This window comes from Lysinibacillus sp. Y5S-8 (assembly GCF_036894365.1).
Lineage (GTDB): Bacteria > Bacillota > Bacilli > Bacillales_A > Planococcaceae > Lysinibacillus > Lysinibacillus fusiformis_D.
The window spans coordinates 1,312,720-1,328,661 of the sequence record NZ_CP145889.1 but is presented as its reverse complement, the minus strand read 5'-3'; the positions used below and the strand labels follow the sequence as shown (position 1 = coordinate 1,328,661).

16 protein-coding genes are annotated in these 15,942 nt (G+C 38.6%); 1 reads left to right on the top strand and 15 read right to left on the bottom strand.

The genetic code is table 11. The features are described 5' to 3' along the window. Positions 1–24: 24 nt before the first annotated feature. The 9 genes from V6670_RS06225 to V6670_RS06185 all read right to left on the bottom strand — a co-directional run bounded on the left by V6670_RS06225 (position 25) and on the right by V6670_RS06185 (position 10,130). Complete coding sequence (locus V6670_RS06225; protein WP_058843275.1) at positions 25–1,800, bottom strand: ATP-binding protein; 1,776 nt, start codon at positions 1,798–1,800, stop codon at positions 25–27. Beyond that, the gene (locus V6670_RS06220) at positions 1,793–2,509 is read right to left on the bottom strand and encodes a response regulator transcription factor (RefSeq protein ID WP_004232215.1); all 717 of its coding nucleotides are present in this window, start codon (positions 2,507–2,509) and stop codon (positions 1,793–1,795) included. Before V6670_RS06220 ends, V6670_RS06225 begins: the two co-directional genes overlap by 8 nt. Before the next feature lie 115 nt (positions 2,510–2,624). Further along, positions 2,625–3,806 carry a c-type cytochrome biogenesis protein CcsB gene (gene ccsB, locus V6670_RS06215; RefSeq protein WP_036127900.1) on the bottom strand — a complete coding sequence of 394 codons (1,182 nt, stop codon included), beginning with the start codon at positions 3,804–3,806 and terminating at the stop codon, positions 2,625–2,627. Then, the gene (locus V6670_RS06210) at positions 3,803–5,479 is read right to left on the bottom strand and encodes a cytochrome c biogenesis protein ResB (RefSeq protein WP_338653168.1); all 1,677 of its coding nucleotides are present in this window, start codon (positions 5,477–5,479) and stop codon (positions 3,803–3,805) included. Before V6670_RS06210 ends, ccsB begins: the two co-directional genes overlap by 4 nt. A 13-nt stretch (positions 5,480–5,492) precedes the next feature. Beyond that, positions 5,493–6,026 carry a thiol-disulfide oxidoreductase ResA gene (resA, locus tag V6670_RS06205; RefSeq protein WP_036127905.1) on the bottom strand — a complete coding sequence of 178 codons (534 nt, stop codon included), beginning with the start codon at positions 6,024–6,026 and terminating at the stop codon, positions 5,493–5,495. Between the two features lie 334 nt (positions 6,027–6,360). After that, positions 6,361–7,092, bottom strand: coding sequence for a pseudouridine synthase (locus V6670_RS06200; protein ID WP_036127908.1), 732 nt, complete (start codon positions 7,090–7,092; stop codon positions 6,361–6,363). Positions 7,093–7,637: 545 nt separating this feature from the next. Beyond that, the gene (locus tag V6670_RS06195; RefSeq protein ID WP_338653167.1) at positions 7,638–8,708 is read right to left on the bottom strand and encodes a serine hydrolase; all 1,071 of its coding nucleotides are present in this window, start codon (positions 8,706–8,708) and stop codon (positions 7,638–7,640) included. Between the two features lie 77 nt (positions 8,709–8,785). Beyond that, a complete protein-coding gene (gene scpB, locus V6670_RS06190; RefSeq protein WP_338653166.1) occupies positions 8,786–9,379 on the bottom strand; it encodes an SMC-Scp complex subunit ScpB in 594 nt (197 codons plus the stop codon). Next, on the bottom strand, positions 9,351–10,130 hold the full coding sequence (locus V6670_RS06185) for a segregation/condensation protein A (RefSeq protein WP_058843273.1): 780 nt from the start codon (positions 10,128–10,130) through the stop codon (positions 9,351–9,353). The genes scpB and V6670_RS06185 overlap by 29 nt, the downstream gene beginning before the upstream one ends. 55 nt (positions 10,131–10,185) lie before the next feature. Between V6670_RS06185 and V6670_RS06180 the strand changes: the two genes are divergently transcribed. After that, entirely contained in the window at positions 10,186–10,692 is a 507-nt protein-coding gene (locus tag V6670_RS06180) for a DUF309 domain-containing protein (protein ID WP_036127917.1), read from the top strand. Here V6670_RS06180 and V6670_RS06175 read toward each other — a convergent pair. The 6 genes from V6670_RS06175 to spoIIAA all read right to left on the bottom strand — a co-directional run bounded on the left by V6670_RS06175 (position 10,689) and on the right by spoIIAA (position 15,845). Continuing rightward, a complete protein-coding gene (locus V6670_RS06175; protein WP_036127920.1) occupies positions 10,689–11,060 on the bottom strand; it encodes a GNAT family N-acetyltransferase in 372 nt (123 codons plus the stop codon). The genes V6670_RS06180 and V6670_RS06175 overlap by 4 nt on opposite strands. Before the next feature lie 199 nt (positions 11,061–11,259). Further along, positions 11,260–12,579, bottom strand: a complete 1,320-nt coding sequence (gene lysA / locus V6670_RS06170) for a diaminopimelate decarboxylase (RefSeq protein WP_036127923.1) — start codon at positions 12,577–12,579, stop codon at positions 11,260–11,262. A gap of 213 nt (positions 12,580–12,792) precedes the next feature. Next, a complete protein-coding gene (locus V6670_RS06165; protein ID WP_036127928.1) occupies positions 12,793–14,241 on the bottom strand; it encodes a spore germination protein in 1,449 nt (482 codons plus the stop codon). A 15-nt stretch (positions 14,242–14,256) separates the two neighbouring features. Next, positions 14,257–15,048, bottom strand: a complete 792-nt coding sequence (gene sigF / locus V6670_RS06160) for an RNA polymerase sporulation sigma factor SigF (RefSeq protein ID WP_036127932.1) — start codon at positions 15,046–15,048, stop codon at positions 14,257–14,259. A gap of 10 nt (positions 15,049–15,058) precedes the next feature. Further along, a complete protein-coding gene (spoIIAB, locus tag V6670_RS06155) occupies positions 15,059–15,499 on the bottom strand; it encodes an anti-sigma F factor (protein ID WP_036127935.1) in 441 nt (146 codons plus the stop codon). Beyond that, positions 15,492–15,845: an anti-sigma F factor antagonist gene (gene spoIIAA, locus V6670_RS06150; protein WP_036127938.1), complete on the bottom strand. Its 354-nt coding sequence runs from the start codon at positions 15,843–15,845 to the stop codon at positions 15,492–15,494. Before spoIIAA ends, spoIIAB begins: the two co-directional genes overlap by 8 nt. Between the last annotated feature and the right edge of the window lie 97 nt (positions 15,846–15,942).

Genomic DNA, 15,942 nt, shown 5'->3' with positions numbered 1-15,942 from the left:
GCCAATTAATAGCAATACATGTTATTAATCGAACGGTAAATAAAACGTAAAGGTCGTACCTTCTTTCAGCACACTGTCTACCATAATATTACCTGAGTGTGCCTTCACAATATTTCTCGCAATGGCTAAGCCGAGACCCGTACCACCTTTGGAACGGGTACGTGCCTTATCTGCTTTATAAAAACGTTCAAAGACATAAGGTAAGTCATCATGAGGAATGCCGTGCCCTGTATCTTGAACAGATATTTTAGCGAATGTTGGTTCCTGCTCAACTTTTACAGTGACTGCACCTTCATCCGTATGTCTAAGTGCATTATCTACTAGATTGGTGAGCACTTGTTCAATACGATCCTCATCGATATTAATCATGGCATCGTCATTAAATTCACTTTCAAACAATAGACGAACGTGTTTTTCCTTTGCAACCTGTGCAAATTTTTGAGTAATACGTTCGAATGTAGAATTAATCGGTAATTCATCTTTATACAGCGTCATATGTCCCGACTCCATGCGTGCTAAATCTAATAAATCTGTTACAAGACGCCCCATACGCTTCGATTCATCATAAATGATTTTAGTAATCTCATTACGTTCTTCCTGATCCTGAATAAAATCATCATCCATTAATGCTTCAGAATATCCTTGCAGCATGGCAATTGGTGTCCGTAGCTCATGAGAGACATTGGCGATAAAATCGGATCGTAGTTTTTCTAAGCGATGTTGCTCGGTCATATCACGAATAACAGCCACAGCACCACGTATCATGTCACCACTATAAAGAGGGCTAATAGTAAATGTATAGTAGTTACCATCCATTTCAATTTCCTCTTCTAGTTTATCCTCAAACATTAGCACATGATCAAGCATATGATACAGCTCTGGAGGAATAGGTTTAGCACTTTGTGAGCCTTTATTGACAAACCATTTTTGCATAAGACGTTCAGCTGGTGGATTACTTAATAATATTGTAAGGTCACGGTTAAATGTAATAACTGCATCTGTCATAGATGTCAAAATATTTGAAAGTTGTTCATTTTCTTGATTGATGACCTCTAAGTTATGCTTTAATTGACGACCCATTTGATTGAAGGCAACAGCAAGTTGACCAATTTCATCATTTTGAGTTGTTGGCATTTTCGCTTCAAAATTACCCTTCGCAATTTCAAAAGCCAACTCTCGCATTTTTCTAAGTGGTGACGTAATACGTGAGGAAAGGAAAAACGCGAAGAATGTCGTCAGCACAAATGCAATGAAAGCCGCCAAAAAAACAATTTTCGTTGTTTCCTTAGACGTTTTATGTAGTGCATCTGGGCTTTGATAGATGAAGACAGCTCCGTGTACTGCATTTTCAACATTTAATGGGAAACCTAGCACGACATAAGATTCCATTTTTTCTTGATCTGTCGAAGAAGGCATCATCATTTCTTTCGTAATAGGCTCATCTGATTGAAATACTTCTCGAAACGATTTATTGGCTAAAATAGTCTCTTGTATTTCTTTTTTGTTGACACCCTCCTGCATGGCAAAGGATACTTCAACATGATTGATTGCAATTAATGCATTGGTTCCTGTAGGTAAGATATCTTTTAATAATTCCGAAGTAGATTCCGCTGTTTCATTGTCATCCACTATACTTGCTACCGTTGCAGCTGTTTGCCGTAAAGATATTTCGGCTTGCTGCATATGATAGTTTTGAAGAAATTCAAGCATCAATACCGTGAAAACAAATAATACAAATGAAACGAGAAGCAATATGGTTACCCATAGCTTCCCGACAACACTATTCCATATTCTATTCATTGACAACCTCAAATTTGTATCCAACGCCCCAAACCGTCACAATCATTTTAGCAGCGTTTTCAGAAACTCGGTTGAGCTTTTCACGTAAACGTTTTACGTGTGTGTCAACTGTACGTAAATCACCAAAGAAGTCATAATGCCAAACCTCTTTTAGTAATTGTTCACGGTCAAATACTTTGTCTGGCGATTTTGCTAAAAAGTATAGTAATTCATACTCTTTCGGTGTTAAATTAACTTCAATGCCCTCTGCCGTTACACGGTGTGCATCATGATCGATCATTAAATGCTGGAACACTACTAAATCTTTTGAAGAAGAGGCATTTGTCGTTGGTGAGAAAGCCTGTGAACGACGTAAAATAGCCTTCACACGTAACACAACCTCACGAGGACTAAATGGCTTTACAATATAGTCATCTGCGCCAAGCTCAAAGCCTTGTACACGATTCGCTTCCTCGCCCTTTGCAGTTAATAAAATAATCGGCGTTGCTGCGCGTTCTCGAATTTCCGCACACACTTCTAGCCCGTCTTTTTCAGGCATCATAATATCAAGTAAAATACAGTGGTACTCTTTTTCTAAAGATTTTTCGATCGCTTGTTCACCATTTTCTGCCTCGTCAACAAGGTATCCTTCTCGCTCTAGGTACATTTTTAATAATCGGCGAATACGATCCTCATCGTCTACTACTAATACTGAAATATTTTCTGACACTTTCACGATCCCTCTCTTCCAATCTTTCTCTAACTTCTATTGTACATGGTGTGACACATATTGAAAAGAAAAGAAAGCCTCTTCGCCACAGCGAAAAGGCTTGTTATTTTACAAGTTACGCGTAAGAGTGTAAACCTGCAAGAATTAAGTTAACAGCAATTAGGTTAAATAAAATAATTCCGAAACCAATTAATGCCAACCAAGCAGATTTTCGACCTTCCCAGCCTTTTGATAGACGTAAATGTAGGAATGCTGCATAGAATAACCATGTAATAAGAGCCCATACTTCTTTTGGATCCCAACCCCAGAAACGACTCCAAGCAATTTGTGCCCAAATCATCGCAAAAATTAAAGCACCTAGGGTAAATACAGGGAATCCTATCAGCACCGAACGATAACCAACTTCATCTAATAATTGCAAATTAACGCGTTTAACAAGTGGTTGGAAAATGGCACTAATTCGACGACGAGCGATTAAACGAATTAATAAATACAAGATTGACCCTACCAATAATGACCAAAAAACAGTTGTTAATTTTTTGGCATTAATTAATGCAGGCATTTCTACTAGCGGTGACATGCCATGTTCTTCAACTGCTTCATACTCATTCATACCGAAAATTGGCGGTAAATTGTAAATAATTTTACGAGTAGTTCCTTCTTTATCCACATAATTATAGCTAGACTCATAATCCATAGCACCGAATGTAGATGTCACTGCGACAAAACCAACCACTACTACAAGACAGTACATCACGGCTTCTAACCAAAAACGTTGTTTAGAAGGCTTTGTTAAATCGACTACTTTTAATAAATAAATGAGCCCTGCTACAGCACTAATGGCTAAAATAGATTGTCCTAATGCTGCTGTGATAACGTGAATCGTTAGCCAATGACTTTGTAACGATGGTACTAACGGACTTACTTCTTTCGGGAACATTGCTGCATATGAGATGATTAATAATGCAACAGGCAATGCAACTAGCCCTAGTGCAGTCAAACGATAAATAAAATAAATTAAAATAAACGCGCCAACAATGAACATACCAAAGGCAGTCGTAAATTCAAACATATTACTTACTGGTGCATGTCCTGTATAAATCCAACGCGTAATAAAATAGCCTAGCTGTGATAAGAAACCAATAATGGTTACCACAATGGCAAGCTTGCCCCATTTGCCAGTATTTTTACCAGTAGCATTTGCTTGCTTAATTGAACCACCAAATAATAATGTCGCAACTAGATAAGCAATAAAAGCTACAAATAATAGGTTTCCACTTATGTCAATCAAACTCATAAGGTGTTGTCACCTTCCTTTTCATTAATGCCACCATTCGTGGACTCTTCGCCAACCTCATCTTTCTCTAACTGATCTTGATACGGAGGCAATGCAGCAAATGTTGTAACAGCATCTAAATCCTTTTTCATGCTGAACATATTTTTGTTAACATGGGCAGCCATTAACACACGGCCATCTGGTTCCACTTGAATCCATAAACGTCTGTGATTCCAGTAAGAACCAATAACTACACCAATCATAAAGATGACGCCCCCAACAAATAAGATAGGAATTGTACGATCTTTACGTACTGTAATGCCTGACATATCACGCATTTCTGCTGCTGCAAATTTCATTCTGTATTTATTTTCACCAAGTGGCTCTAAAGGAGGTTGCATAATTTCAACAAAGCTCACTTCGCCTTCAGGTGTTTCTGGTGTTGTCATTTTAAATAAGAATGCTGGGTTATTTGGAATGGATGTTTTTGTTTGTGGCTCCCCATTTTCAAATCCATCAAAGTCGGGTGTATAGACAAGAATTTGAACGGAAGAACCATTACCTAAATCATATTTCTTCTTTGGGTTTGTTAAATCAATTTCCACCGTACCAAGTGATTGTTCAGTCGTTTTATTGATTAATTCGAAATTCATTTGCTTTAATTCATTTAAACGATAATCCATTTGGTAAAGCGCAAAGCCATCTTCCTTTAAAGGATGGTTTACACGAATGGAATAGTCTTTTACTTTTTCTAGATTATCTGTGTCACCTGGCAAAGCATCTTTAGGCTGCTTATACAGTGTAATATCTGTTTGGAAATTTTTCGCAACAACATTTACAGCCTGCTTTACTTGCTCACCCTGTGGTTCATTATCATGTGTCTCTAAAACAAAATCATTGTTTTCAATGAAATAACCGTCCATGCCAGTAATCGCACGTGTCTCGCCCTCACGTACCCAGATTGATTCATCAACATAGAAACCTGGCACCAGACGTAGCATGACCCCACCTAAAAAGATAATGAGACCGACATGGTTTATGTACGGACCGTAACGAGAAAAGCGTCCTTTTTCAGCTAAGAGAGCGCTACCATCTCGACGAACAGAATATCTCATCTCAGACATTTTTTGTGCCACTTTATCAAGCGTTTCCTCTGCGCCTGCTGTCACTTGTCCTTCTGCAACAATGCGCTGACGCTTCATAAAGCTTTCATGTCTTTTCACACGTTGATTCTTCAATGATTTATAAAGTGGTATTCCTCGGTCAAGACTTGCCACAATAATGGATACAGCAAGCATACCAACTAAAATTTGGAACCACCATGAGCTATATAAATCTGAAAGGCCTAACGTATAATAAATTTTACCGAATGTACCATAAACGTCTGCGTAATAAGCTCCCTTCTCCAAATCAGAAGCTTTCACGTAAAACTCTTGTGGTAGTAATGTTCCGATTGAAGCAGCAATTAATGTGATAATAATTAAGGATATACCGACTTTAACACTTGAGAAGAAATTCCATATTTTATCAATAAATGACTTGTTATATGTTTTAGAGCGAATGGCCATACCATCGTAGCGCATATCAACTACTTTATTTTGCTGTTCTTCTTCGGTTAAAGGACGACCACATTTCTCACAAAGCTTCGTGCCGTATGGGTTACTATGACCGCAAGCACAAATGATTTTTTCCATCGTCATATACTCCTTATTCCGGCTTCACTAATTCCATGTACGAAGCGATATTTTCCTCCGTCATTTCACCTGTAATAATCTTAGTCACTTTGCCTTCAGGATCAATTAATACTGTAGCAGGTAATTGACCTACATTATAAGCAGTCATAACACTTTTCGTTTTGTCGATCACTACTGGGAATGATAAACCATACCGATCAACAAAATTCTGCACTTCAAAATCAGTTTGAGCGATATTGACCGCTAAAGTTTGTACACCTTGATCTTTAAATTCTTGATACTGATTGTCCATCGCAGGCATTTCCTTCTCACAAGGCTTACACCAAGTTCCCCAGAAGTTTAAAAATACCCCTTGTCCTTTATAATCCGACAATTTATGTTTTTCACCGTTTAAATCTACTAACGTGAAGTCAGGTGCTTCAGAGCCTACTGCCACTAACTCTACTTTTTCCTTTGTCGCTGTTCCATATACTGTGTACCCGATTGCCAACGCTAGCAGTGCTAAGATGACCGTTCGCAGTACGAGACGCTTTTTCTTTTTCTCCAAGTTAATAAACCCCCTATCCATTACGGCCTAGCGTAAAGTTTGTAAACGCGAAGCTTTTACCTAATGCAGACCCAATGAATTTTTTCATTTTATATACGTCTTTAATTATGTAAAAACTTCTTTCAAATTGACGTCAACAATACCAGATTGTATGTGTAACAGTTCTTTTGAACAAACTGTTACTAGGTGTACTATTCTCACCTATTATAGCAAAATGATACAAAAACACTTAGCTATTAATTATGAATGATTTATGAACGAATTCACCATAAAGAAAGTGTAAACACCCAAATAATAGCTATTGTGGTATCTACTTTCTTTTGGCAAATGTTCTTTAATCAAGCTTTCCAGTCTCCGCTAAGACACGTAATTGCTTGACTTCATGCTTTGATAATTCACGGTATTCTCCTGGTGTAAGGCCGAATAAATCTAAGAATGCAAAGCGTTCACGTTTTAATTTGACAACAGGTGTCCCAATGGCTTCAAACATACGACGAACTTGGCGATTGCGTCCTTCATGAATCGTAATTTCACAAATCGCTTTGCCCGCTTTTTCGTCAAAGGATGTCATACTAACCTTAGCTGGAGCTGTTTTCCCATCCTCTAATTTAATCCCTCTTTGAAGTTTTTTAAGCCCTTCAATTGTTGGAATACCTTTGACACGCGCGATATAGGTTTTATCAATTTTAAACTTCGGATGTGTCAACATATAGGAGAATTCCCCATCATTTGTCAATAGCAATAATCCAGATGTATCATAATCAAGACGACCAACTGGGAAAATACGTTGCGGAATATGGTGAAATAAATCTGTGACAGTTTTGCGTCCTTTATCATCCGTCACAGCCGAAATTGTTCCACGTGGTTTGTAAAGTAAATAATAAACCTTATCTTCCTTTTCCAATTTCACACCTTCTACTTCAATTGTATCGGAATTAGAAACCTTCGTTCCTAACTCACGAACAACTACACCATTTACTTTTACTTTGCCTTCTACTATCAATTGCTCTGCCTTGCGCCTTGAAGCAACTCCTGCATAGGCAATGACCTTTTGTAATCTTTCCATTTTTTCACCTCTAGTTTTCTTTCACATTGACACTTTCGTCATCATTCGATTTCGCTCTTATGAATAGGGTTATCTTTCCCGCTAATCTGTGAAAATTATGTCATACTTTTAAGCATTATTAAAGAAAAACAAATTTCACATTTTTTAATTGAGTATTCCAAATTATTTCTCATTCACAAATTTCTTATCATTTGACCTACATTTTACGTTCCTCATAATCAGTATACTCATTTGGCAAAAAAGCGAATCGACTTAAAAATCTTTATTTTAACAGACAAGAAAGCTATCATTTTGTTAGTGTTTGCTCAATTGTTGAAACATTTTGTAGCACAAAAATTTTTTATCATGTATTGTTACGTCAGCTTTTTCTAGATTGATTTACTCACCTTCCTTCCAAGCAGTTAGTTGTCTAGTAATGCAGATTATAGGAGCACGAAAGAACGGCTCAAAATAAAAGCATATTGCACTGAATCACTTGGCTGTTTATGCTATAGTCATCCGTCATTTAGCAGAGATTCCATACTAAAAAAATCAGCAAATCGTTTTTAACGATCTGCTGATTCAACTTTTACTGGAGTTGCATAAATACGCTCTTCACCAATAAAGATCGACAAGACAGCTTCTTGACGTTTTCTTGATACATGTAAAACTTGCCGCACCTGCTCTTTTTCTTCTTTATTTAATTGTAGGCGAACGGGCTCTTCTAATCGAATAGCTAACTTTTTGTTGACGTTGTATTTGCCCTTCTTCACTACGGTTTCAAGGCTATAGTCTTGCCATACTCTATTAGATAAACCTCGATGTACATTCCAATCATCGGATTCATTTAAAGTGACAACAATGCAGATTTGCCCGTCCTTTTGAAAGGCTGTTGCTAATGTACGTCCAGCAACCTTTGTAAAGCCGGTTTTTCCAGCGAACGCAGTGCCAGTCGCTGATTTTAAAGAACTAACAGGCTGCTCCGTTTCATCATCTATATCTGCAGCCATCCCTGAACCTTCTCTTAATAATCGGTGTTTATTTTCCCAAAGCATTCCGTTTACCGTATTCGCCCGATAAAGAATCGTTGAAGCAATTTTCTCAAATGTTTTATTTTGCAAAGCAAGTCTTAACATCTCAGCAGTATCTCTTGCTGACGATAAATGCTCATCATGATGAAGACCAGATGGGTTCATAAAAACGGTGTTAGTCAGACCTGCAATTAGAGCTCTTTCATTCATTAATTTGACAAAGCCCTCCACAGAACCCCCTACGTGTTCTGCTAAAGCGGTCGCAGCATCATTGCCTGAACGCAGCATTAAACCGTACAATAACGTTTCGACTGTAACTGTTTCGCCAGCCTGTAAATAAATAGAACTCCCCTCAGCCATAGCGGCATTCGGTGATATCACAACTTCATCTTGCAGGTCACTATTTTCGATTGCGACAAGTGCTGTCCAAATTTTTGTTAGGCTAGCAATAGGTAAGCGTTCATCGCTATTAGACCCTATTAAAACGCGGCCTGTAGCGCCATCTAAGACAGCATAGCCACTTCCCCCTCTGGCAAAGCTAGTTTGAGGAAGCATTACCATTAATATCATGAGCATGAACAGTGTTAAACGAAATAACCGAAGCAACGAGCCACTCCTTATTTAATGTGATAGGAAAATATAGATTCATATTTATGTTGAAGGCTACGCATTATACCTAATCATTATTTTGCACTGCTAAATGTCTCTTGGAACTTTGTCATAAATAAATCTGTTTCTTGTTCTGTTTCAACAAGATCCTCTTCAGGTAGAGGCGGCATTTCTTCAATAGTATTTAAGCCAAAATAATGTAAAAATTCTTTTGTCGTTCCATATAGTATGGCACGTCCAGTTCCTTCTGAACGCCCTACCTCTTTAATTAATCCTCGTGATACTAATGTTTGAATTGGTCGTTCACACTTTACACCGCGCAAATCTTCTATTGCTACACGTGTAATGGGCTGTTTGTAAGCCACTATCGCCAGCACCTCCAAGGAGGCTTGGGATAGGGATTGTGCCGTTGGATTCTCTACTAATCTTTGAATCGTATCAGCAAACTCAGATTTTGTAATGAGCTGATAAACGCCTGCAATTTCCTTCACAGTAATGCCTCTTGCTACATTTTCGTCAAAAGCTTCTCTCAATGCACTCATCGCCTGAACAATCAGCTCTTCCTGTTCTCCTAAAAGTTGTGATAGCTGTTTAATCGTTAAGCCATCATCTCCAACAACGAATAATAAGGCTTCAATTCTACTCTGTAACATCAAAGTTTTCGTCATCTTCCCATTCCTCCTTCTGCAAGGTAACCGTTAATTCTTCAAAGTTACCATCTTGTTCTACGACGACGACCTGACGTTTCATCAGTTCTAGAAGGGAAACAAACGTCAGAATAAGTGTCGGCTTATCTTCATAGGGAAAAAGCTCGAAAAATGATGCACGTCCACCTGTTAAGCGTAAAGAATCAACAACAGAACGCATTTGATCTTTTACTGATCTTTCCTGCCTCGCTACTGTCGTTTTTAGTGGTTTCTTTAATTTTTTGCGACGCATCAATTTTTGAAATGCTCCAAGCATGTCATAGATGTTCACATTTAAATCAAACAAAGCCATTTGTTCATCCGAGGCCAGCCCTGTTAAATCAGCTGGAGGCCTTGTAAATACTTGTGATCGGTCCGTTTCAAGCTCTTGCAAATTACTGGCTGCTTCCTTATATTTTTTATATTCAATTAAGCGTTGCACCAGTTCTTCACGAGGGTCAGGGCCGTCCACTTCTAATTCTGCGTCTTCCATTTCACCTTCATGAATCGGCAATAGCATGCGGCTTTTAATTGCCAGCAATGTTGCTGCCATTACTAAATATTCACTTGCTTCATTTAATTCCAGTACTTGCATTGCATGTATATGGTCGATATATTGTTGTGTAATTTCAGCCATTGGGATATCATAGATATCAATTTCCAATCTGTGAATTAAATGCAATAATAAATCAAGAGGCCCTGAAAAGGCTTCTAATTTTACTTCATAAGACATTATTTTACCACCCTGAGATTCTATGTTCTTTTAGTATAGTGGAAAGGAGTCCAAAATGCATCCACAGCATCATACTTTATTTATAGATTACTGTGCTTATTTTAATGGCAATCAAGATTTTTTTGAATGCCATGAAGTGCTGGAGGAATATTGGAAGGAAATTGCACCTGGTGATAAAATGCATCCGCTTGTTGGCTATGTGCAGCTTGCAACAGGTTTCTATCATTGGCGACGTGGTAACAATACTGGCGCTATACGAATTTTAGAAAAGGCACTTCATAATTTCCAAGAAAATGAAGGCCATATTTTTTTCCAGGAAATTGATTATCAGCAACTCCTAACACAAGTAACAACGACCCTTATTTCGTTGAAAACGGGCAATTCCTTTCAAGCTATCCAGCTCCCTCTCTCCCCCAATTTGCTGGAGTTAACGATTGCACGTATACAGCTCTTGCCTTCTAGTAGTTCAAACTATCTTCTTCATAAACATATGCTACGAGATCGCTCACATATTCTTGCAGAGCGGCAAGAAAGCAAACAAAGAAAAAGCAGACGGTGTTAATCGTCTGCTTTTTCATCTTTACAATGGATACATTTTTGAACCAAGCTCCGTGTTGCATCGGTAGCACGTACACTTTCATATTGGCCAAGTTCTGCCACTTCTTGAAGCATTTCCGTTGCTACGCCTTCACCCCTATAGGAAGGGATCACCGATACATGCTGGATGGTAGCTGTATTATGCTCATCAATGACAAGCCCAACAATGCCAACATATTCATCATTCTTTTTCCATAAATATAAAACCCAATTATCGTCATTTTCATAGGAGTGGATGGTCTCTGTAAGCTTTTTTACGTCTTTTTCATTAGGCATAAATGAAAGTAGCCCCATTGCTATTTTCTCTAAAGCTTTCTTATATCGAATTAACATATTTGTCTATTCCCTCTTTTTCTAGCTGTACATAATCTTTGACTATCCTACACGATTTGTACTTTTACCGCAAGCCAATTTCTGTCTTACGAACCAGGTCCGAGAATACCTTTAGACGCCAACACCCAATAGATAACGCCCCACAACAAAATAAAAGTTGAAATGGACGCTAGTAATACCCACTTATTTTTCCTCAAATTTACTCACCCTTTTTTAAAGTTAGCGGGAGATCGTTTTGCACAATATCTTCATAACTTTCGCGGCGAATAGCTAGTTGATGCTGTCCATTTTCTACAAATACAACAGCAGGTCTTGGCACACGGTTATAGTTACTAGCCATCGAATAACCATACGCACCTGTACAGAATATGGCTAACACATCGCCTGAAGCAGCATCTTGTAGTTTCGCATCAATAATTAATTTATCGCCAGATTCACATAATTTACCAGCCACTGTATAGAGTTCATTTTTCGGCTCATTCGCTTTACTTGCAATGACTGCCTCATACTTAGCATCGTATAATGCTGGACGGATGTTATCACTCATCCCACCATCAACCGCAATATATTTGCGCACATCTGGCACTGTTTTTTGTGAACCGATTGTATAAAGAGATGTTCCTGCATCACCTACAAGTGATCGACCTGGTTCAATCCAAATTTCTGGCATCTTCAGTCCAAGCACAGTTGCTTTATTTTTCACAACTGTTATCATATCCTCTACATAAACTTGTGGTTCCAGCGGTGCATCTTCTTCAGTATAACGAATACCAAAGCCCCCACCTAAGTTTAACACAGTACACGTAAATTCGTGAGTCTTGTTCCAATCAGAAATTTTGTCAATCAATTTTTCTCCAGCTAAGCCAAAGCCAGCAGTATCAAAAATTTGTGAGCCAATATGACAATGTAAGCCAAGTAGCTCTAGGAATTCATGGTTAAATGTTTGTTGGAATGCTTCATCCGCTTGACCATTGTTTAAGTCAAAGCCGAATTTTGAATCTGCTTGACCTGTCGTGATGAAATCATGCGTATGTGCTTCCACACCTGGTGTAACACGTAATAAAATACGCATTTTTTGCTGACGGCGCTCCGAAATTTCTTTTAAAAGCTGTATTTCATAGAAATTATCTACAACCATACATCCAATCTTGGAGTCAAAAGCTAGCTCTATTTCAGCAATGCTTTTATTATTACCATGGAAATGAATGCGCTCTGCTGGGAAGCCTGCCTTTAAGGCAGTAAATAACTCCCCACCAGATACAACATCCAAGGATAAATTTTCTTCTGCTGCTAATTGATACACCGCTACACATGCAAATGCTTTTGAAGCATAAGCTACTTCTGCTTTTACGCCTAATTTTTTAAACGTATCGATAAAGCCGCGTGCACGCTTACGAATAAGTGCAGTATCATACACGAAAAGTGGTGTACCATACTCTTTTGCTAGCTCTAGTGTGTCTACCTGTCCAATTGTTAAATGACCATCTTCAGAAATCGCTTGTGTTCCATATAAATGCATGTGCATCTCTCCCTTTTCACATCGTTCCATCTTGTTATTTTCACACTTTGTGGAGGCTTTCGTGGCATCCCATTAAGTAATTATTTCCATAATAAAAACATTAAAAGAAAAATGTATATACCTTACTTTTTCTTGAATGAAAATAATTTTTGCAAAAATCACAAAATACTATATGTGAACTTTATCACATGAAAAAAACGAGTGCAACGGCTCCTATGATCTTTTTCGCTGTTTGGAAGCGACTACATAAGGTCTTAATGCATCGGAAGTCATTGGGAAACGAATGATGACACGAAGCATTGCCGTTGGGAAGAATGGAACAAGCGGCCATAAATAAGGTGCCTGCATAGGTCGTAATGAACATAAATACGTAAACAATAAAAATAAGCCAATAAATAAGCCATTGACACCCCAGAGACCCGTTATAATTAATAACAGCAACCTAAAAATTTTGATCGAGATACTGAGTTCATATGATGGAATGATAAAAATAAGAATAGCTGCTACTGCTGTATACAGAACTACCTCCGCAGAAAATAGTCCTACATCAATTGCAATTTGACCAATGATTACCCCCGCAACCAATCCCATCGCAGTCGATAATGGTGACGGAGTATGAATGGCGGCCATCCTTAAAAATTCAATACCTATATCTGCAATCAATATTTGCAATAATAATGGTACATGTGATTTCTCTTCGGTGCCTAAAAAGGATAAGGCATCCGGCAGTAAGGATTCATTTGTCGCAAATACATACCACAATGGTAATAAAAGTAAACCCATGACAGAACCAAAATACCTCATAAATCGCACAAACGTACCAACTGTTGGCGCCTGTCGATATTCCTCCGCATGCTGTAATAAATGAAATATAGTAACAGGTACTAAAATCACGGATGGAGAGGTATCGACCAATATCGCTATATGCCCTTCAAGCAGATGCGCTGCTGCAATATCAGGTCGTTCCGTATAACGTACAAATGGCACTGGATGGAATTTTTGCTTAAAAAGCCATTCTTCTAATGATTTATCGGCCATCGTCAAGCCATCGTGGTTAATTTGTCCAAGGCGTTGTCGTAAATTTTCGAGCATATCTTCATTGGCAATATCCTTCATAAACGCGATCGCCACGTCGGTTTGGCCGATTTTGGATATTTTATGTAGCTCGAAACGTAAATTACTATTGCGAATTCGCCTACGTATTAAAGCCGTATTTTGAGAAATTCCTTCTGTAAAGCCATCCCGCGAACCACGAATTACCTTTTCATTATCTGGCTCTTCTGGAGAGCGTCCTGGATAATTTCTCAGCTCTGCAACGTAGCAATAGCCACTTTTAGTAATAAAGGTGACTTGTCCACTTAACATGGCTAATAAATAGGCTTTACGCTCTGTTTCCTCTGAACGCCCATGGAAATTAAAATAGGACTCAAAATATTCCTTCTCATCCTCCACATCAATGTCAATGTCTTCATTTGGAAGCATGCTAGAGAGTAACTGTGTTAAAGCTTCTCCGTCCACAAGCCCGCTAATATATGCACAAAGGACCGGCAAATCCTTGACAAATAAGTGTTTAATACCAACGTCAAATGATTCGCCGTCACCAAAATGTTCAATAAGAAAATCTTCGGCTTCTTCTAAGCTGTTAAATAATTTATTTGTCATGCTGTCACCATTTTCTTAGATGTCTTTTTTTATAGCTTCCTGCTCCACGGTAGCGCTTGTAGCCATCCAACTTTTCAGCTGGGCAAGGATTTTTTTCTCTAAACGAGACACTTGTACTTGTGATATCCCTAACCTATTCGCAATTTCTGTTTGCGTGCAATCTGAAAAATAGCGTAAATAAATAATAGACTGCTCTCTCGGTTCAAGTCTCGTGAGTACTTCCTTCAATGGGATATAATCAAATGGTTGCTCAGATTTTTCATCTTTCATTTGATCCATCAATGTAATGGAATCCCCTTCACTTTCATACAATTGCTCATGAAGAGATGCTGGATCTCTCAGCGCATCGGATGCTGTGACAATTTCCTCCGTTGTCACACCAAGTACCTGAGCAAGTTCTTGAATGGTTGGTGGATGTTCATTTTTCTTAATAAATTCATCTGTAGCATGACGAATTTTAAAATTTAGCTCACGAATAGAGCGACTCACCTTCACCATGCCATCATCCCTCAAAAAGCGTTGAATTTCACCAATGATCATAGGGACTGCATAGGTTGAAAACTTCACATCATAGGTTAAATCGAATTTATCTACAGATTTCATCAGCCCTATGCAGCCAATCTGGAATAAATCCTCAAGCTCAACACCTCTCGTTGTAAAACGTTGAACAATGGACCACACAAGTCTCGTATTGCCTTCTACCATTCGTTTACGAGCCTCATGATCGCCCTGCTGTGCGCGTGCAATTAAATCACGCATTTCCTCCTGAGACAATAGCTTATCGGACGACTGTTCTAGCGGCTTCACTGTCTCAACCTCACATTACCGCTGTGCGAACTGTGTAAAATTTCTTCGTAAACGTTACAGTTGTTCCTTCTTGCCATTTAGACATTACTGTTAGCTGATCTGAAAAGCTATCCATAATGGTGAAGCCCATACCCGAACGCTCCATCGCACTTTTCGTTGTAAATAATGGCTCCATCGCTCGACTAACGTCCTCAATTCCTATTCCTTTATCCATGACAGATACCGTTACAATGTCATCCTCACGTTTTGCATGAACTGTAACAACACCCTTACCATTTTCTTCATAGCCATGAATAATGGCATTGGAAACCGCTTCAGAGACAACTGTTTTAAACTCTGATAGCTCATCAATAGTTGGGTCTAATTGTGCAATAAAGCCTGTAACAGCCACACGGGCTAAGGCTTCATTTTCACTAAGTGCTAAAAATGTTAATGTCATTTCGTTATCCATTTACAATCCCCCTTACGCGATCAATCGCTTGTTCCTCTGTTGCATCCATCATCCATGGCCCTAATCCTGAAAATTGAAATACTTTTCGCATTGTTGGCGATGGATTCAATAAAATAGTTCGCCCAGCAACTGCTTCTAACTCACGCATTCGACCAAGCACTAAGCCAACGCCTGAACTATCCATAAAGGAAAGCCCTTCTAAGTTCCAAATGATGGTCGTCACAGTGCCTTGAAAAATTGCTGTAGAAATTTTCGCTCGAATTTGTTCTACTGCATGGTGATCGAGCTCCCCAAACAAACGTATAACGACAGTCTCTCTTGTGACCATTTCTAATTGATAATGCATGAACATCGCCTCCTCCTCGTGCAATTCCACATTCAATGCAATAAATCCTTGCCGCTGACAGAACTAGTGCAAAGTCTTCCGAAATAGTGTCTAATCG